This is a genomic window from Sulfurimonas sp. HSL3-1, from assembly GCF_039645995.1.
GTDB classification, from domain to species: Bacteria; Campylobacterota; Campylobacteria; order Campylobacterales; family Sulfurimonadaceae; genus Thiomicrolovo; species Thiomicrolovo diazotrophicus.
The window spans coordinates 1924188-1942256 of sequence record NZ_CP147920.1; the positions used below are offsets into that span (position 1 = coordinate 1924188).

The following is an 18069-nucleotide window of genomic DNA, read 5'->3' on the forward strand; positions in this document are numbered from 1 at the left end:
CTCCTCCTTAATTGAGGTCGAAGCGGATCTTCTGCTTCGCCCATACTTTGACCGGCTGCCCCTGGTACTGCGCCGGCTTGAATTCCCAGGTTTTGACGGCCGCGACCGCGACGTCGTCGAAGGTGTCGGCCGGATCGCTCTCAAGCACCCTGACCTTTTCGACACGCCCCTGCTTGTCGATCAGCAGGTTCATCAGGACATACCCCGTGACGCCCATTTTGCGCGCCTTCTTCGGATACTCGATCGGCGTGCGGCGGGAGGGCTGCGGCGCCTGGTCGACCGTATCGTCGGTCATGACCATATCGTTGCCGACATCACCCAGCAGCGCATCGTCGCTGAGCAGATCATCGGCCTGGAACGCTTCCAGGCCCGTATCGAGGCCCGAGAGCTGCGAACTGAGATTCGGCGTCGGCGCGCTGCGCTTCGGCTTCACCTTTTTCGGCTTCGGCTTCGGTTTGGGCTTGGGCTTCGGTTTGGGCTTGGCCACCTGCTGCATATCGAACTGCGCCGAAGCCATCTTCTTCTTCGGCGGCTCCGTCCACCCCTCGTTGTTCATCTCGATCACGACGATAAAGACGAAAAAGAGGCCGAAGACGCTCCACAGGAGGGCCAGCGCGTGTTTTTTCAGCGGGGAAGCGTTGCGCACCTTATCCGACCTCTTTGTTCGTGGCGACCGCGACATCCTTCGCGCCGGAGAGGCGACACTGGTCGACGACTTCGATCAGTTTCTCCACCGCGATCGTGTCATCGGTCACGACCAGGACGGACTTCTCCGTCGAGGTGCGCAGCATGTCGCGCAGTTTGCTCTGCAGCGCCCAGACCTTGATGGGCTGGTTATCGATGTAAGCCTGGGCCTGGTTGTCGAGGTAGACCTTGATCACCTTGCTCGATGCCCGCGTCGCCGAAGAGGCTCCCGGACGTTCAAGGTCGAGCTTCATGTCTTTGACAAAGGTCGTACTGACCATGAAAAAGATCAGCAGAATAAATACCATGTCGATCAGCGGCGAAATGTCGACGGCCTGATCCAGCTCTTTTTTCTGTCTAAAACGCATTTACTTTCCTTCTTCTTCCGAACAGACGATATCTTTGATCTGTTCCAGTTCGAGTTCCATGATCTTCGAGCGGCGGTCGATCAGACGGCCGACGACCAGACCCGGTACGGCGACGACGAGCCCCAGCTGCGTCGTGAACAGCGCCTGGGAGATCCCCCCGGCGATCCCGCCGCCCTGGCTGTAGAGCGTCATGCTCCCGAGCGAATCGAAGGTCTCGATCATCCCGGCTACCGTTCCCAGCAGACCGATCAGCGGCGAGACCATGACGATGGTATTGACGGTTTTGCGATACTTTTTGAGCTCCTGATAGTAGGAAAAGAACGCATCCTCGATCAGCTCGCGCCCGATCGTGCCGCGGTACCCCTCGTTGACGATCTTCAGGGCATCGACGATCGCGCCGTCGATGAGCCCCCGGGGGATTTCACGCTTCCCGGAGTCGAACTTGCGGATCAAAACCCGCACGCTCTTTTGCGACCCGCGCTTGATGGCGTGGAAGCGGTAGCCCAGCGCGTACCACAAAACGATGACCAGCACGAACAGCGGCCACATGACAAAGCCGCCGCTCTGCATGTAGACCAAAAACTGATCGAAAAGGTTATGGAGTGCCGGTTGCATTATTTCTGCTTGTTATACTCGTTGATCAGGTGCAGCGCGGACTGCTCCATGCCGTCTTTGATGCGCTCCGCCCAGCCGTTGAGCATGTTGCCCAGCAGCAGCAGCGGGATCGCCACGATCAGACCCAGTTCCGTTGTGACCAGCGCGATCGAGATCCCGCCGGAGAGCAGTTTCGGATCGCCCGTACCGAATTCGGTGATGATGTCGAAGGTTGCAATCATACCGGTCACGGTGCCCAGCAGACCCAGCAGCGGCGCGACGGCGGCGACGACCATGATGGCCGAGCCGTAACGGTCGAGACGTTCGCTCTCGTGCATGATCGCCTCGGCAACGATGTCCTCGACATGTTCACGGTCGCGGTCGAGGTTGCGCACCGTCGCCTTCATGACGCGGGCCGCCGCCCCTTTGCGGCTTTTCAGGAAGTTCAGGGTCGCTTCGACGCCCTTGGACTGCAGCTCGACCAGCGTCTCTTTCGCTACCGGCAGCGTTTTGGACGCGGCACCGCTGAGGAAGAAGCCGCGCAGGACGACAAGCAGGAGTGCGAACAGACCCATCACGACGATAACCCAGCCGATGATACCGCCGGATTCAATGACGTCCATAACGCCCTTGTCCGCCTTGTCCTCAACCTCTTTGGAGACGTTTTCATAGACGAAGATCTCCAGTGATGCGGGCATCTGTCCTGCAGCCAGGGCCGTCGCCGTCGCCGCGGACGCCGGTGCGTCCCACAGTTTCAGCTTGTCGCCGCCCGCCGGGACCAGTACACCGGACGCGCCTTCGGCAACGCCGTAGGTCGCGATGTTACCGACCTTGACGAGTTTGCCTTTCTGCTCCGTACCGTCTTTGAGGTAGAAGCTCCCCTCGGTGACGTTGACAGACGAGAGGTTACGGCCGAGCTTCAGCGTCTCCGCAAAGAGCTGGTTCAGTGTCGCCGGGTAATCGTTCTTGTCGATGGCAAGCTTGATGCCGTACGGTGCGAGGGAGGATTGCCCCTGCAGGGCGACGGATTCAAGCAGCGCCGTATCGTCGCTGATGTTCTCCGCATTCTGCTGTGAGCGGAAAAGCTGTTCGCCGAGGCGGTCGGATGTCTGGGTCTTGACCAGAACGTCATTCTGCAGCGACGCGATCTCTTTTTTCGCAGAAGAGACGCGTGCCGCATCCTCTTTTTTCACCTGGGAAAGACGCTGCTGCAGCATCTCTTTCTGGGCTTTCAGGAACGCAATCTCTTTGGCATAGGCGCGCTGCAGTTCTGTTTCTGTCGCGGCAGAGAGGGAGAGGACCGCCATCATCAGGATAAGGACAATACGTTTCATTATTTCACCTCCGTCGTCGCAATGGCATTCGGCAGGGTAAAGTAGCCGGTGCGGATCTGTTTGTGCATCGCGTCAAACAGCGCGATGATCTGCTCTTGTTCCGCCTTGTTCACGGACTCTTTGTAGTACCAGCCGTTGGCGTCTTTGGCCACGTAGCCGACACGATCGTCCGGCGTCATGAAGTACATCATGACGGTGCCCAGACGTGCGATCTCCGCCAGGCGGTCTTCGCCGTCGAGCTTGATCGTCTGTTTGAAAAGGCCGTTCTCCTTGGTCATGCGCACTTCGTCCGCGTAACTGTTCCAGACCTGCGCCAGCGCCTTCTGCGGCGTGATCAGGCCTTCGTTCATCTGTGATTCGATACGCGCGACATCGTCAAGGCGCTCCGCCGTTTTAAAAGGAAGTTCGGAAGCGATCTGCGTTTTAAGTTCGGCGATGGCGGCAACGACGACGGGCTTGATCCCCTCGCTGTTCTTGCTCGCCGCGGCGATCTGCTGACGGACCTTGGCGATCTCCTGCTCGATCTGCTTGATCTTCAGGTTCTCGCGTCCGATCGTCGCATCGAGTTCGTTCTTTTCGATGACGAGCGAACGCATTGTCGCTTTCGTGTCATCTTTTTCTTCCTGAATCTGCGTGTTCAGTTGTTCGACTTCGGCGCGCAGCTTCATCAGCGATGCCGCCATGTTTTCTTCGGTACTTGCTGCGAGTGTTGTCGCTGCGATCAGCGAACCGGCCAGCCAGAGTTTTATCGTATTCGGTACCATACATACCCCACATAAAAAAGATAGGCGAAGGGTACAGGTTTTGTGTTACGCTACCGTCACCGGAAGATTACATAACGGAAACATTTTTGAGTGTAGAAGGGGGGAGAGACCGGGGAAACCCCGGTCGGGGGGAGAGTAAAGGTTACTGTTCCAGCGGATCGTTGGTGCCGGCTTTACCTTTCCAGACGTTAGCTTCGGTCACACCGAGGCATGTTGTATTGTCATCGACATTGAGATAGGCTGCGTCAATCGCTGCAAGACCTGTCGTACCGACGTTTGTGACAAAGTAGGCGTATGCCGTATTCGCCGTCGCATCCTTGGAGTTTGTGTCAGAGTACGTCGTTGTATCTGTCAGCGCCACGCTCGTATCTTTGAAACAGACATCGCTGGAGATATGCTTTGCACCTGTCAGGTAAGCATCCTCGCCGCGGAAGAAGACCATTGCCGTATCAACTGTCTTGTCGCTGACGAACTTGACGTTGTCCCATTTGAAGCCGGCATCGTACTTGTTGTAGAAACCGCCGCCTTTGATGTACGCCGTATAGTTGATGATATCCGGCTGCGTCGCATTCGTATCATCCGTCGTGATCGTGTTGTTGTCGTTACCGAACTCCATACCCGCAGAGTCGTGATCGTTCGTGCTGTCGACGTTGACCTGCTTGACCAGGACGTTCTGGATCGTACCGCGGTAACCGAGGTCCGTGTCGACAGAGTCGTCGTGAGCGTTGTAGACATAGAGACCGTCGATGTTTACGCGGCCGCCCCAGATCTCCAGACCGTCATCCAGACCGCCGATGATCGCGATGTTTTTCAGGATCGTACCCGAACCGACACCGGCGAGGGAGAGACCGTTGAGCTCTTTGTCTTTCTCGACTTCGTAACCGCTGTGCTTGACAGCAACATACTCCAGGTGACCGGAAGACTGTGTATTGTCACAAGCTACCGTTACACCGCCGTCACAACCGAAGGCAACTGTTTCGTCCGCTTCGTAGTGTGCAACACCGTAGTGTGTGTAAGCGTTACCGGCGAGGACAAGACCGCCCCATTCACCCGCTGCGTTATCCTGGGAGTTGCCGTCGACATCCTTCTTGGAGGTAAAGACGATCGGCTCCGCCTGCGTACCGATAGCGATCATCTGCGCACCCGCCTCGACGACCATGAAAGAGTTCGGCGTGACGCCGGCCAGTGTCGTACCTGCCGGGATTGTCAGTACTGCCGGCGCTTTGACGTTAACCTTGCCGTCGATCGCGTATTTGACCGTTTTGTCAAGGGTCATGTCGCTTGTGATCTCGCTCGGGAGCGCCGTATAGATGACCGGCGGAGTCTCCAGCGGATCCAGAGAGCCTTCAGAACCTTTCCAGATTGTCGCTTCATCGGCACCCGTACAGACCGTATCCATTGTCGTCGTGTTCGCGTCAACATAGATCGTGCCGCTGCCCGCATAAAGCTTGTTCGTCACAAAGTATGCGTAGGCAGTGTCTGCCGTCGCGTCTTTGGAGTTCAGGTTTGTATACGTGCTGTTGTCATCCAGTGTCAGCGCCGTGTCTTTGAAACAGACCGGACCGTCGATGTGTTTTGCACCTGTCGTGTAAGCGTCCTGGCCACGGAAGTGAACCTGCGCTTCGTCCGCCGTCTTGTCGCTGATGAACTTGACGTTGTTCCATTTGAAACCGGCGTCGTACTTGTTGTAGAAACCGCCGCCTTTGATGTACGCCGTATAGTTGATGATGTTCGGCTGTGTCGCGTTGCTGTCGTCCGTTACGATCGTGTTGTTATCGTTACCGAACTCCATACCCGCAGAGTCGTGGTCGTTCGTGCTGTCGACATTGACCTGCTGAACGAGGACGTTCTGGATCGTACCGCGGTAACCGAGGTCGGTGTCGACAGAGTCGTCGTTGGCGTTGTAGACATAGAGACCGTCGATATTGACCGTACCACCCCAGATCTCCAGACCGTCATCCAGACCGCCGATGATCGCAATGTTTTTCAGGATCGTACCCGAACCGACACCGGCGAGGGAGAGACCGTTGAGCTCTTTGTCCTTCTCGACTTCGTAACCCGTGTGGACGACACGGACATACTCGAGGTGACCGGAAGACTGCGTATTGTTACAAGGAACCGTGACGTCGTCACAACCGAAAGCAACCGTTTCGTCCGCTTCGTAGTGTGCGACACCGTAATGCGTGTAAGCGTTACCGGCGAGGATAAGACCGCCCCATTCACCCGCAGCGTTCTGGCTGGAGAGTCCCTGAACATATTTCTGGGAAGTAAACGTAATCGGAGCCGCTTCCGTACCGACAGCATCCAGCTGGGAACCCGGCTCGACGACCATAAAGGAAGCCGGAGCACAACCCGCTACCGTTGTACCGGCAGGAATCGTCAGAACAGCGTTGTTCGTAACGTTAACCTTGCCTTCCAAACCGTAGACTTTTGTGCTGTCCAGGGTCATATCGGCATCGATGACAGCCGGAAGGACCACGTCGATGACAGAAGCGTCACAGACGGCAGTCGTACCGCCGCCGCCACCGCCGCCGCCACCACAGCCTGTAAAAGAAAGTACTGCAGCGGCTGCTGCGCTCAGGGCAATTGTCGAAGTTCTATAAAAATTCGCCATACACTTACTCCAAAGTTGAAAAGTTGCCGCAAGTGTAGGACGCTTGTGTTACTAACGTTGCACAGTAGTGAAACAGTAAGATTACAAAGAAATGATTTGGTCGTAATTTTTGAGTAACCAAAACGTAACATGCTTTCTATACTGTTCTGCCATAAAACACTATCTATAAGGTATCTGGTATGAAAGCTACTATCGCCGTCGTCGAGGATGATACGGATCTTCTTGAGCTCCTGGAGTACAGGCTGGGCAAAGAGGGCTTCGACGTTGTCGGTTTCACCAATACGAAAAACGTGAAGCAGGTGCTGACCGAGGAACCGGTCGACCTGATCATCATGGACCGTAACCTTCCCGATGTCGAGGGGAGCGAATATATCGCGATGCTCCGCTACCAGGGGCTGAAAACCCCGGTCATCTTTCTCTCGGCCAAGGACAGCAATGCCCAGGTCCAGGAGGGATTCCTGCGGGGCGGTGACGACTATATCACCAAGCCTTTTGAAATCGACGAGCTGATCCTGCGGATCAAAGCCGTGCTGCGGCGTACCCGCGGCGAAGAGGAGGAGCAGGTCGTCACCTACCGCGACATCGAGCTGCACCTGCATTCGCGCGAAGCCTTTATCAGCGGGTTATCCGTCGAACTGACCAAACTGGAGTTCAACCTGCTGCGTACCTTCATCGAGAACCGCACCACCGTGCTGCGGCGCGACTACCTGCTCAAAAGCGTCTGGGGGAAAAGCGACAGCTACCAGGGGCGCACGGTCAACGTCGCCATCAACCGCCTCAAAGAGAAGATCGACCCGGACAAGAGCAAAGACTACATCAAAACCGTCCGCGGCATCGGCTACATGATCCGCTAATCGGTGCGCCCGCACCGGAAACAACGACAAAAAAATCAAAAAATATTTTTAGACAAGAAGTGAAACGAAAGGTAGCGCGGTTCAACTGCGCGCGCCCTGGAAGAAGTACCCGCGGGGTGTGAGCTCTCTACTGAGGATGCAGCGCAGCGGAATTTCGCAACGCCGTGAGGACAAACACAGCGTTAGCGTAGGTAATTCGGGCTTAGCCCGTATACCGTCAAGAAAAAGGTGATCAGCCGAACTTGCCGCTGATATACTCCTGGGTCAGTTTTTCCGCCGGGGTGACGAACATCTCGTCAGTCTTGTTCAGCTCGATCAGCTCCCCAAGATACATAAAGCCCGTATAGTCGCTGACGCGCGCGGCCTGCTGCATGTTGTGCGTCACGATGATGATCGTCACGCGGTCGCGCAGCTCCATCACCAGCTTTTCGATCCCCTGGGTGGAGATGGGGTCCAGGGCCGAGGTCGGTTCGTCAAAGAGCAGGACATCCGGCTCCACGGCGATGGCTCGGGCGATACAGAGACGCTGCTGCTGGCCGCCGGAGAGCCCGTTCGCGTCATGTTTGAGACGGTCTTTCACCTCGTCCCAGATCGCGGCGTCGCGCAGCGCTTTCTCGACACGGTCGGCAAGTTCCGTTTTGTTTTTCAGTCCCTGCAGGCGCATGCCGTAGGCGATGTTGTCGAAGATGCTCATCGGGAACGCCGTCGGCTTCTGGAAGATCATTCCGATCTTGATGCGGAGGTTAATCAGGTCCTCCTTGCTCTCGACGATATTGCGCCCTTCGAACATAATCTTGCCGTCATACGCGTTCCCCGGGTAGAGGTCGTGCATCCGGTTAAAGGAGCGCAGCAGGGTCGTCTTCCCGCATCCGGAAGGTCCGATCAGCGCCGTGACCGAATTTTTCGCGATCGGCATAGAGATGTTTTTAAGGTTCGGTGACGTGGCACCGGCATAGGTGAAACTGAAATTGTTGACTTCGATCGCCTTCTCGGACGGAATGTCGATAACGGTCGCCATAGGCTATCTCCCTTTTTTCTTGAGTAGGATCAGACGGCCCAGAATGTTGAGGCCGAGAATAAACATCGAGAGGATGAACGCCGCGGCCCATCCCATCCGCTGCCAGTCCTCGTAGGGACTGGTTGCGTAGTTGAACATTGTCACCGTCAACGACGCCATCGGTTCATTGAGGTCGTAGTTGAGGAAGTTGTCGTTGAACGAGGTGAAGAGCAGCGGCGCCGTCTCTCCCCCCACGCGGGCGATCCCCAGCAGGACGCCGGTCAGCACCCCCGCCTTCGCGCCGCGGTAGACGACCTGCATGATCACCTTGTATTTCGGGGCGCCCAACGCAAAGGCCGCTTCGCGCAGGGTCGAGGGGACAAGCTGGAGCATGTCGTCGGTAGTGCGCAGGATGATCGGGATCATAATGATCGCCAGCGCGATAACGCCGGCCCATCCGCTGAAGTGCCCCATCGGCAGGACGACAATGGCGTAGACAAAGGAGCCGATAACGATGCTCGGCGCACTCATCATAATGTCGGAGATATCGCGGATGATCTCGGCGAGCTTCGACTTCTGGCCGTACTCGCTGAGGTAGGTCCCGGCCAGGATCCCCAGAGGTACCCCGACGAAGGTCGCGACGCCGACAAGGATGAGCTGGCCGATCAGCGCCTGCCGCAGCCCGCTCTCCTCGTAGCCCGGAGGTGCCCCTTCGAAGATGAAGATGTTCCAGTTGATCGCTTCGATGCCGTTGGCGACGAGGACGTAGAGGATCCAGAAGAGAAATCCTATGCCCACGAGGGCCGAAAGGCTTGAAAGCCCCAGCACGATTTTATTGATAAGCAGCCGTTTTTGAATCGCGGTCATTTTACCTTCCTTGTACGGCGCAAAAAGTAGAACTTGGCCATCGCGATGATGACGAAGCTCATCACCATCAGGATCAGCGCCAATCCGAAGAGGCTTGAGAAGTAAAGATCCGTATCCGCTTCGGTAAATTCATTGGCCAGGGTGACAGGAATCGACGTCGCGGGCGCGGTGATGTCGAGGGAGATCTTGTGCACGTTCCCCATGACGAAGGTGACGGCCATCGTCTCGCCGACAGCGCGCCCGAGGGCCAGGATCAGCGATCCGATGATCCCCGCTTTCGCGTAGGGGATGACGACGTCCTTGATGACGTCCCACTTCGTCGCGCCGAGCGCGTAAGCGGACTCTTTGAGGATGTCCGGCGTCGTGTTCATCGCGTCGCGGGTCACCGCCGCCATGAACGGCAGGATCATGATCGCAAGAATGATCCCCGCCGTCAGCATCCCGATGCCAAGACCACCGAAAATATCGCGGATAATCGGTACGAAATAGAAAAGCCCCCACATCCCGTAGATGACCGAGGGGATCGCCGCCAGCAGCTCGATGGAGACACCGACGGGGGATTTCAGTTTGGCCGGAGCGATTTCGCTCAGGAAGATCGCCACCCCGATGGCGACCGGCACGGCAAAAAGCATCGCCAGGAAGGTCGAGATCACCGAACCGGCGATCGCGGCGAACCCGCCGAACTTCTCCAGGTTCGGTGCCCATTTGTCCTGCAGGACAAAATCGAAGCCGAAGGCGGCGAACGCTTCCATCGAGTGCTGGAAAAGCACCGTAAAGATCCAGGCGACGAGCAGCAGTATGGCCACGGCAATAATGCGGGTCGCGTTTGCAAACAGTTTGTCAATCAGAAGTGTCAAACTTTCTTCTCTCTTCATCGGGTTTGTAGGCCCTTAATATAGTGGGCGCAATGGTAAGTTACAAATGTTACAGAATAATTACGACAGGGGTAAAAAGGCCGGCTAAAAGGCCGTCACCCCTCCTCGGATTCCTCTGCCGAGAGTGCGGTATCCGACGGCTTCTGCAGCAGGGGAGTGATGCCGAAACCAAAAGAGGAACCCTCTCCCTCCACACTACTGATCTGAAGCTTCGTGCCGTGCAGTGCAAGGATATAGCTGACGATGGAGAGCCCGAGCCCCATCGAATTGTCCCAGGTATTCTTTTCGACGCGGTAGAACTTGCTGCTAATACGCTCGATCTCCTTTGCGGCGATCCCGATCCCGCGGTCGTGTACCCAGAGCATCCCTTCATGGATCTCAAGATGTACGGCCGATTCGGAGTACTTCATGGCATTGTCAAGCAGATTGGTAACGACCAGGTCGATCATCGTACGGTCCGCTTCGACGAAGGTGGATGCACAGGAGACTTCCAGCGTGCGGTCTGTGTACTTTTTCGTAATGTTGTTCGCGCACTCCGTTGCCAGTTCGCAGAGGTCAAACCGGCTGTATGAAGGGGCAAGGTCGTTGTTCTCGAGTTTGACGGAGAGCGACAGGCGGTCAAGCATCGTCGAGATCTTCTGGGCGTTTGCCGTGATCTTCTGCAAGAAGCGCTGGCGGATCCTGCCGTCTATTTCCGGGTCGTCATAGAGGGTCTCCGCATACCCGACGATCGAGGCGATCGGGTTTTTGAATTCATGGCTGATGGCGGAGAGGATATCGTTGCGCTGCTTGTTGATCAGGCGGAGGCGTGCCGTGTACTTGCGCTTCTGACGCTCGCGCTTGGCCAGTTTTTTGACAAGGTTTTTGAGCAGCAGCGATATCTGCAGGAACTCGGTGAAGTAGCGGGGTTTCACCACCGCCTTGTAGTTCTTGTCGCTGATCTCTTCGAGATAGGCGGAGAGCTGGGCGATGTCGTAGCGGATCTTGCGGCTCATCCGTATCGCGAGGTAGACCACGACGAGCAGCAGCAGTCCCAACACGGTTGCGAGCCGGAAGAGCAGCGTATAGAAGTCGTCCAGTACCTTCTGAAGACTGACCGCAAGGCGGAGCGTATAGGGGCTGCCCTGCCAGACGACGCGCTTCGCCACATAGAGAAAGTCGATCCCGATCGTATGGGAGAAACGGACGGCCTGGCCGTACTCGCCCTTGGCCGCCGCCATCACCTCTTCGCGGTTGGCATGGTTTTCCATCTCCTCGCGGTTCGCATCGCTCTCCGCCGCCACGGTGCCGTCGGAGGCGATCACGGTAATACGCTTGCCGATCTGCGGCGCCGTCTCCGCAATATAGCGGTCCATATCCGTGACGTACTGCAGGGTCGACTCGATCAGTCCGATCTCCTGCTTGAGACGTACCTCGTAATCGCTGATAACGGACTCTTTGAGGGTGAAGTAACCCACAAAGGAGGCGATAATTCCCATCAGCGTGAAGATGCCGAGAAACTGGAGGATAAAGGAGTGGTGGATCTTCAGCAAAGTGTGTACCCTACTCCGCGTACCGTTTTGATGTACTCTTTGCTTTTGTCAGGGTCGATCTTCTCTTTGAGGCGGTTGATGGCGACATTGACGGTGCGGTCCTGGTACACCTCATCGCCTCCCCAGACATGCTCGAGGAGGTAATCCCGGTCGAGCACGACGTTCTGGTTTGAGATGAGCGTATGCAGCAGATCGAATTCGAGTTTGGTCAGCGCGATGGGCGTCCCCTCTATGGTCACCTCCCGCGAAGCGAGGTTGAGCAGGATATCCCGATAGGCGACCACTCCCTCGGAGGGTGTGCCCTTGGTCCGGCGGAGGATCGCGTTGATGCGCAGCAAAAGCTCTTTCATATTAAAAGGCTTCGTCATGTAGTCGTCCCCGCCGCGCAGGAACCCCTCTTCGATCTCGCTCTCTTTGTTCTTGGCGCTGAGGTAGATGACGGGGATCTGGACCCCCTCCTTGCGCAGTGAAGCGATAAACTCGCTCCCCTCCGCCCCGGGAAGGTTCCGGTCCATGATCATCAGATCGACGGACTCCTCGTCGAGGACGCGGCGGACGTTCTTCGTGTTCACGAAACCGATCGTCTCGAAGCCCTCTTTTTCCAGGTTGTACTCGATGAGTTCGAGCAGATCCTCTTCATCTTCAACGATGACTATCGTCGTATGCATTGCGTTTCCCACTCCCTTGTCAATAGCTCTGAAGTTTTCCGCCTTTTTGTTCGAACATCAGCAGGTTGGCGACGTTCACGGCACGATCACATACCCGTTCCAACTTGCGCAGCGTTCCGAGCATACGCACATATTCGGCGGAGAGCTCGTGTTCGGAAATGATCATTGACATGATATCTTTTTCCAGGATCGCGAAGAGGTCATCGTTCTTGCTCTCTTCGACCATGACCTTGCGGTAGGTCTCTTCGACATCGCAGTTCGCGATATCCGACACGCAGGTGTGAATACAGGCCAGGGCGTTGACGACGCTCTTGTGCAGCTGGACGATCGCGTTGTCAAACGGCTCGAGATCGCAGTCGCTCTGCAGAAGCTCACGGATGCGGCGGGCATACTTTTTCGTTCCTTCCGCGATGCGCACCAGCTCGTTCGTCATCTTGAGGTAGGCGACCAGCCCCCGCAGCTCCTGGGCTTCCGGACCGAACAGCGCAAAGGTCTTGACGATCTCGTTATCGACGGTATTGCCGTCGTTTTCGATCATCTTCAATGTGTCTGTCGCCGCTTCGAAGCCTTCTGCACTCTTGGCCGTATACGCCTCAAGGGCCATACGGTTCGCCGTGACCTCTTTTTGAATGATCTCGGCAATCATCCCCTGAATCTCGCGCAACTTTGTTTCGTAGCGTGGAAGCATGCTTATCCTTACTTTCTTTCAGATAGTGTATCACAACTCCGACCCGCGGCGGTATCACCGCTGCGGGGCAGCAGCTATGCAATATATTTATAAATGACGGCGCGATTATACGAACGCTTGGTAACATAAAGGTTACAATCCCCGCCGCCGTCCCCCCTGAAGCGTAATCATTTTGTAACCATACGATTTTACAATGCCGACATCACAACACGAAGGATCGTTTATGCTCAAACGCATTGCAACTGCCCTCACGCTTGCATCGCTTGCACTGACCTCCGCCGCTGCCGCCGACAAGATCAGCGGCGCCGGCGCCTCATTCCCTGCCCCGCTCTATTATGACTGGGCTTTCAACTACGGCAAAGAGACCCACAGCCGCGTCAACTACCAGTCCATCGGTTCCGGCGGCGGGATCAAGCAGATTACGAACCGTATCGTCGACTTTGGTGCTTCCGACAAACCCCTCAAGACCAAGGAGCTGAACAAAGCGAAACTGCTCCAGTTCCCGGCCGTCATCGGCGCCATCGTCGTTGCCTACAACCTCCCGGGGATCGCCGACGAGCAGCTCAAACTCTCCAACAGCATTGTCGCCGACATCTTCGCCGGCAAGATCACGATGTGGAACGATCCTGCCATCGCAGCAGAGAATAAAGGGCTGGAACTCCCGAACCAGAAGATCATCGTCGTCCACCGCTCTGACGGTTCGGGCACGACGTACAACTTCACCTACTACCTGACAAAGAGCTCTGAGAACTGGGCGAACAACTACGGTGCCGGCAAGGCGATCGACTGGGCTGTCGGTATGGGCGGTAAAGGAAACGAAGGTGTCTCCAACCTCCTGAAACAGACCCCGTACACGATCGGCTACATCGAAAGCGCCTACAAAGAGAAGAACCACCTCGCCGCGGCAACGCTGCAGACGGCGAACGGCAAGTGGGTTACGGCGCGTGAAGAGAACTTCAAGGCGGCGGCACAGTACGCCAGCTGGACAAAAGAAGACAACTTCTACGCCCTGCTCGCTCTCCAGCCCGGCGACACTTCCTACCCGATTGTCGCGGCGACTTTCATTCTCCTGCCGAAAGAGAAACCGGCCATGGACAAGAAAGTGACCGCTTTCTTCGACTATGCCTTCAAAAAGGGTGACGAAAGTGCGAAAAAGCTCGGATACATCCCGCTGCCCGAAAGCACAAAGCAGATGATCCGCGACTACTGGACAGCCAACATCAAATAACCAGGGGATTCCCCCCTCTCTTTTTTTGCGGCGGCTTCGTGCCGCCGATTCTCCTTACAAAGCGCTCCCTGCGGGCCGCTTCACTCCTTTAAAAACACCACTTCAATCGTTTCTGCCCGAAAGCACCGTGTGCTATACTGAACCCGATACGGTTCATTGCTGCACAACCGCATCCGGTTACACGACAGTCGCGCTTTGGTTACACTAGGACACAGCATTGTAATCTTTATGTAACCTACCTGCTTTACAATTCCCGCAACTTATTTAAGAGGAACCGAAAAATGAAACAGATCGTTTTCACGACGATTATCGCACTCCTGCTGGGCACCGCGGCTGCGAACGCAACCCAATTCTATGTTGACGGCAAGGGCCAGGTCTTTACCGAACCGGCCGAGGACAGAACGGCACTGGAAACGGACACACCGGTTTTTGCCAAATCATCCAAGCTCGAGTTCAGCGGCCTGCACTATCTCGGCTACACCTATGAAGACAAAAAAGCCCTTCCCGAGGACAACCTCGAAGAGCTGCAAACGGGGAACTTCGAATTCAGACGGAACTACATCCAGGTCAAAGCCTTCTTCTTCGACGATCCGAAAAGCTACCTCCGCGTTACCCTTGACACAACCTATGACGCGACCAACAGCTCGACCGGCGGTTATGCAAACATGTACGTCAAGTACGCCTACATCTACCTCAACAACATCCTGCCTTATACGGGTGTCGAATTCGGTATGGCGCACCGCCCCTGGATCGACTACGAAGAGCACAACGGCTGGTGGTATCGCTCTATCTCCAAAACCATGGTGGAATCGGCACAGGCAGCCGACCTGACCAACTCTGCGGATGCCGGGATCAACTTCAAGACAAAACTGCCCTATTTCACTTCTGAAATCGGTCTGTTCAACGGTGAAGGCTACCACGGGACACAGGGCAACAACGACAAGATCGGTACGGGGAACTCCATTGAATGGCGCCTGACGGCTGCCGCGCTCGGAGACGGCGATGTCAAACGCAAGGCGACCAAGAACACCTATCTGGATCTTTCATTCTTCGGCCAGTACAATATGCTCAACGACGGCAACGAAATGAACGGGACGGCGCAAACCTATGCGTTCTACGGCTTCCACACCGTCTACAATATGCCCTCACTCCTGCTCTCCGCGCAGTACGTTATCGCGGAGAACAACAATGACACGACCTATAAGAAGAGCGGTTCAGGCTTCTCTGTAAACGGAACGTACCGCTTCGGCGACGCCTACGAGTTCGAAGTGCTGGCCCGTTACGACAACTGGACGGCAAAGATGGACAACAATCCGGACCTGAACACCGAGAACTACATCTACGGTGCGGCATGGAGACAGAACAAAAACCTCAAATGGCTCCTGACCGGCGAGACCTATGTTGCCAACGACAAGAAAAACTATGCCGGCAGCTATACCCAGGACTTCACCGCTGCTATGCTGACGGCGGAAGTCAGCTGGTAAATCCCGGCATCGGGCGGGCTCTGCACGCCCGATAACATCTCCCCTGAAGACAGAACGACTCCGGAACGCTTTTGAGCTCTACGAACGGCTCACGCAGCGGCCATCTCCCCTCTTTTCCTGAAGCTCTATCTCACACTCCATCGCCATCAAAACAGAAGACGCAACATTGACAACATTTTTATTACAGTTACGTAACCCTTTTGTAATCTTTTGCCTCTACAATGCCGCCACCTATTTTGAGGAGTAACCCAATCATGAAAAGCACATTGATTTCATCCTTGGCTGTTGTCACTTTGAGCACAGCTGCCCATGCGACAAGCACGACACTCTATACCGACCCGAGCACCGGCCAGGTCTTTACCCAAGAGGGCGAAAACCGCGTCAAAATGGGAGAGTTCATCCCTGCACAAAGCGCGAACGCCGACAATCATACGGCAGCGCTGCAGGGCCCGACCGTCGAGAACGGCGATTCGCCGGAGTTCCTGCTGGGCAAAGAGACGGCGCCGAACATGAAGTTCACGGCGTCGGACAATCCGGACATGTGGCTTAAACTGGGTGTCCGTATCCAGGGAACCTTCGAGAACTACCAGCGCGACTACGAAGACGCGGCGAAGAGCGACAGCAATAACTGGGACGCCTACCTCCGCCGTACGCGTTTCGAAGCCGCCGCGGGCTTCGGCAAGCACGTCTCGTTCACGATGGACATCCGCAACGACAAGGCCAACTACCAAGACGACGGCGAGCAGAAGTTCAACGTCGGCGACGCCTACCTCAAGATCAGCAAACCATTCGGGACGTCGCTGGTAAACTTCCGTCTCTACCGCGGCAAGATCGACGTGTCGCGTACCGAGACCGTCAAATCCGCCTACGTGCTGCACTACGACCGTCCGCACGTCGCCGACGAAGCGGCGCAGTACATCACCCACAACCGCCGGGGGACCAATGCGAAAATGTACGGTGACTGGAAGAAAAAGATCTCTTACGAAGTCGCCTTCGGGGACGGTGTCTACTCCGGCAAGTTCAAAGACGCGAGCGGCAGCAGCTTCGACGGGGATGATTTCAACCAGAAGAGCTTCTTCTACGGCGGGAAAATCGTCCTCTCGCCCTTTGACGGCTGGGAAGAGACCAAGCGTACGGAGACCTACTTCGGCAAAGGCAAACACTTTGAAATCGGCGCCGCTTACTGGAACAGCCCCGGGATCGAGTATGCCGACGGCAATGTCTCACAGACCATCGACCACGAGCTGATCAACCTCGAAATGTCGGCGCACTACAAAGGCGCCTTTGTGCAGGCGGAGTGGTTCCGGTTCGACGGTGTCGTCAAGAACTGGAGCGAGGCCGAGACCGGCAAATCCAGCGGCTGGTACGTGACCGGAGAGTACGTCATCGAAGCCCTGAATTACCTCGCACCTTTTGTCCGCTACGAAAACTGGGACAAGTACGACGGGAAAGGGGACTGGAAACTCGAATCGAAAATGGCAGGGGTCAACTGGTACCTCAGAGGCAACTCGACCAAAGTCGGTCTCGTCTTCCAGGAAGACACCTACGGAAAAGATCTCGGCGACTACACCGATACGCGCTTCAAGCTGACGACGCAGTGGTTCTTCTAAGAACCGCCGCCCCCTCCTCTACACCTCAATCCTCGATGTAATACCCGATACCCGAAGCGTTCTGGATAATGTCCGTGGGCAGCTTGTTGCGCAGACGCCAGACCAGGGTACGCACGCTGTTCTCCGTCGCCCCCTTCTCCTCCCAGACGTAGTTGATCGCCTGGTCGAAACTCACCACCAGCCCCAGCTGGGCCACAAGCAGCCGCATGAAAGCGTTCTCTTTTTTGGTCAGCTTGATCTTCTTGCCCTGGTAAAAGGTCTCGCAGACGCTGATGTCGAGGTAGTAGTCTTCCCCGAAAGGGACAATAGGCTTGTCGGAGAGCTTTTTGTTATAGAGCAGCTTCTCGAGGTTGAGTTTGTCGTTCTTCAACCCCTCGAAGTTCTCTTCGCGCTCCTTTTCGACATGGAACTTGTACATTGCCATCTGGATCGTCGCATGCAGCGACTCCGGGTCGAAAGGTTTGACGATATAACCGTACGGCTCGGTCTGTTTCGCCTCGTCGATGATGTCGGCATCGGAGTGGGCGGTGAGGTAGATGAAAGGGAGGCAGTGCCTCTCACGGATATACTTTGCCAGTTCGATACCGTCGGCATCTTCCTGCAGGCTGATATCGACGAGGACGATATCGGGCTCATAGACCTTGATCTTATTGGGTGCCTGGATCGAAGAATCTACTGTGGCAGCGACTTCATATCCCTGGTTTTCCAAAGCGATCTGCAGGTTCATCGCTGTAACGGGATCGTCCTCGACGATCATGACTTTGTAACTTTCCATCCCAACCCTTAAACAATCTCGATAATGCCCCTCAAAAAGTGCATTAAAAATAATTATAGTGAAAAAGGACTTTATTACAAAGTTATCATAGAAGTGTCACATAAAACAAAATTCACCAAATAATGAAAATGTT

At 55.8% G+C, this 18069-nt stretch carries 17 protein-coding genes; 4 read left to right on the plus strand and 13 right to left on the minus strand.

From position 1 onward, the window contains the following. Positions 1-7 precede the first annotated feature (7 nt). The 6 genes from WCY31_RS09920 to WCY31_RS09945 form a co-directional block, all read right to left on the minus strand. On the minus strand, positions 8-646 hold the full coding sequence (locus WCY31_RS09920; RefSeq protein ID WP_345969675.1) for a TonB family protein: 639 nt from the start codon (positions 644-646) through the stop codon (positions 8-10). 1 nt (position 647) lies between these two features. Continuing rightward, entirely contained in the window at positions 648-1052 is a 405-nt protein-coding gene (locus tag WCY31_RS09925) for an ExbD/TolR family protein (RefSeq protein ID WP_231018928.1), read from the minus strand. Beyond that, positions 1053-1667, minus strand: coding sequence for a MotA/TolQ/ExbB proton channel family protein (locus WCY31_RS09930; RefSeq protein ID WP_345972257.1), 615 nt, complete (start codon positions 1665-1667; stop codon positions 1053-1055). It abuts the gene before it with no gap. Further along, positions 1667-2980: a MotA/TolQ/ExbB proton channel family protein gene (locus WCY31_RS09935; RefSeq protein WP_345972258.1), complete on the minus strand. Its 1314-nt coding sequence runs from the start codon at positions 2978-2980 to the stop codon at positions 1667-1669. Before WCY31_RS09935 ends, WCY31_RS09930 begins: the two co-directional genes overlap by 1 nt. Further along, entirely contained in the window at positions 2980-3744 is a 765-nt protein-coding gene (locus WCY31_RS09940) for a DUF3450 family protein (RefSeq protein WP_345969678.1), read from the minus strand. The genes WCY31_RS09935 and WCY31_RS09940 overlap by 1 nt, the downstream gene beginning before the upstream one ends. Before the next feature lie 142 nt (positions 3745-3886). After that, on the minus strand, positions 3887-6358 hold the full coding sequence (locus tag WCY31_RS09945; RefSeq protein WP_345972259.1) for a hypothetical protein: 2472 nt from the start codon (positions 6356-6358) through the stop codon (positions 3887-3889). Between the two features lie 179 nt (positions 6359-6537). Between WCY31_RS09945 and WCY31_RS09950 the strand changes: the two genes are divergently transcribed. Next, positions 6538-7212 (plus strand): response regulator transcription factor, encoded by a 675-nt coding sequence (locus WCY31_RS09950; RefSeq protein WP_345969680.1) that lies wholly within the window; start codon positions 6538-6540, stop codon positions 7210-7212. A gap of 232 nt (positions 7213-7444) precedes the next feature. Here the strand turns inward: WCY31_RS09950 and pstB are convergent, their stop codons facing one another. From pstB to WCY31_RS09980, 6 genes are all read right to left on the minus strand, one after another. Then, the gene (gene pstB, locus WCY31_RS09955) at positions 7445-8230 is read right to left on the minus strand and encodes a phosphate ABC transporter ATP-binding protein PstB (protein WP_231018934.1); all 786 of its coding nucleotides are present in this window, start codon (positions 8228-8230) and stop codon (positions 7445-7447) included. Positions 8231-8233: 3 nt separating this feature from the next. Beyond that, on the minus strand, positions 8234-9076 hold the full coding sequence (pstA, locus tag WCY31_RS09960; RefSeq protein ID WP_345969681.1) for a phosphate ABC transporter permease PstA: 843 nt from the start codon (positions 9074-9076) through the stop codon (positions 8234-8236). Continuing rightward, positions 9073-9933 (minus strand): phosphate ABC transporter permease subunit PstC, encoded by an 861-nt coding sequence (gene pstC, locus WCY31_RS09965; protein ID WP_345972260.1) that lies wholly within the window; start codon positions 9931-9933, stop codon positions 9073-9075. The genes pstA and pstC overlap by 4 nt, the downstream gene beginning before the upstream one ends. Positions 9934-10046: 113 nt before the next feature. Then, on the minus strand, positions 10047-11483 hold the full coding sequence (locus WCY31_RS09970) for a sensor histidine kinase (RefSeq protein WP_345972261.1): 1437 nt from the start codon (positions 11481-11483) through the stop codon (positions 10047-10049). Further along, the gene (locus WCY31_RS09975; RefSeq protein ID WP_345972262.1) at positions 11477-12151 is read right to left on the minus strand and encodes a response regulator transcription factor; all 675 of its coding nucleotides are present in this window, start codon (positions 12149-12151) and stop codon (positions 11477-11479) included. The genes WCY31_RS09970 and WCY31_RS09975 overlap by 7 nt, the downstream gene beginning before the upstream one ends. Before the next feature lie 19 nt (positions 12152-12170). Next, the gene (locus WCY31_RS09980) at positions 12171-12839 is read right to left on the minus strand and encodes a phosphate signaling complex PhoU family protein (protein ID WP_345972263.1); all 669 of its coding nucleotides are present in this window, start codon (positions 12837-12839) and stop codon (positions 12171-12173) included. A 223-nt stretch (positions 12840-13062) separates the two neighbouring features. Between WCY31_RS09980 and pstS the strand changes: the two genes are divergently transcribed. From pstS to WCY31_RS09995, 3 genes are all read left to right on the plus strand, one after another. Continuing rightward, positions 13063-14067, plus strand: a complete 1005-nt coding sequence (gene pstS / locus WCY31_RS09985; RefSeq protein WP_345973779.1) for a phosphate ABC transporter substrate-binding protein PstS — start codon at positions 13063-13065, stop codon at positions 14065-14067. A 281-nt stretch (positions 14068-14348) separates the two neighbouring features. Next, positions 14349-15551 carry a hypothetical protein gene (locus WCY31_RS09990; protein WP_345972264.1) on the plus strand — a complete coding sequence of 401 codons (1203 nt, stop codon included), beginning with the start codon at positions 14349-14351 and terminating at the stop codon, positions 15549-15551. Positions 15552-15805: 254 nt separating this feature from the next. Next, entirely contained in the window at positions 15806-17161 is a 1356-nt protein-coding gene (locus WCY31_RS09995) for a hypothetical protein (RefSeq protein WP_345972265.1), read from the plus strand. A 25-nt stretch (positions 17162-17186) separates the two neighbouring features. On the opposite strand, the gene WCY31_RS10000 is transcribed toward WCY31_RS09995, so the two are convergent. Continuing rightward, positions 17187-17936 (minus strand): response regulator transcription factor, encoded by a 750-nt coding sequence (locus tag WCY31_RS10000; RefSeq protein WP_231018945.1) that lies wholly within the window; start codon positions 17934-17936, stop codon positions 17187-17189. Positions 17937-18069 lie beyond the last annotated feature (133 nt).

Bases quoted from the DNA above. Each gene is read 5' to 3' on its own strand.
- WCY31_RS09925 (WP_231018928.1), bottom strand. From the start codon at position 1,052: ATGCGTTTTAGACAGAAAAAAGAGCTGGATCAGGCCGTCGACATTTCG.
- WCY31_RS09930 (WP_345972257.1), bottom strand. From the start codon at position 1,667: ATGCAACCGGCACTCCATAACCTTTTCGATCAGTTTTTGGTCTACATG.
- WCY31_RS09935 (WP_345972258.1), bottom strand. From the start codon at position 2,980: ATGAAACGTATTGTCCTTATCCTGATGATGGCGGTCCTCTCCCTCTCT.
- WCY31_RS09940 (WP_345969678.1), bottom strand. From the start codon at position 3,744: ATGGTACCGAATACGATAAAACTCTGGCTGGCCGGTTCGCTGATCGCA.
- WCY31_RS09945 (WP_345972259.1), bottom strand. From the start codon at position 6,358: ATGGCGAATTTTTATAGAACTTCGACAATTGCCCTGAGCGCAGCAGCC.
- WCY31_RS09950 (WP_345969680.1), top strand. From the start codon at position 6,538: ATGAAAGCTACTATCGCCGTCGTCGAGGATGATACGGATCTTCTTGAG.
- pstB (WP_231018934.1), bottom strand. From the start codon at position 8,230: ATGGCGACCGTTATCGACATTCCGTCCGAGAAGGCGATCGAAGTCAAC.
- pstA (WP_345969681.1), bottom strand. From the start codon at position 9,076: ATGACCGCGATTCAAAAACGGCTGCTTATCAATAAAATCGTGCTGGGG.
- WCY31_RS09975 (WP_345972262.1), bottom strand. From the start codon at position 12,151: ATGCATACGACGATAGTCATCGTTGAAGATGAAGAGGATCTGCTCGAA.
- WCY31_RS09980 (WP_345972263.1), bottom strand. From the start codon at position 12,839: ATGCTTCCACGCTACGAAACAAAGTTGCGCGAGATTCAGGGGATGATT.
- pstS (WP_345973779.1), top strand. From the start codon at position 13,063: ATGCTCAAACGCATTGCAACTGCCCTCACGCTTGCATCGCTTGCACTG.
- WCY31_RS09990 (WP_345972264.1), top strand. From the start codon at position 14,349: ATGAAACAGATCGTTTTCACGACGATTATCGCACTCCTGCTGGGCACC.
- WCY31_RS09995 (WP_345972265.1), top strand. From the start codon at position 15,806: ATGAAAAGCACATTGATTTCATCCTTGGCTGTTGTCACTTTGAGCACA.
- WCY31_RS10000 (WP_231018945.1), bottom strand. From the start codon at position 17,936: ATGGAAAGTTACAAAGTCATGATCGTCGAGGACGATCCCGTTACAGCG.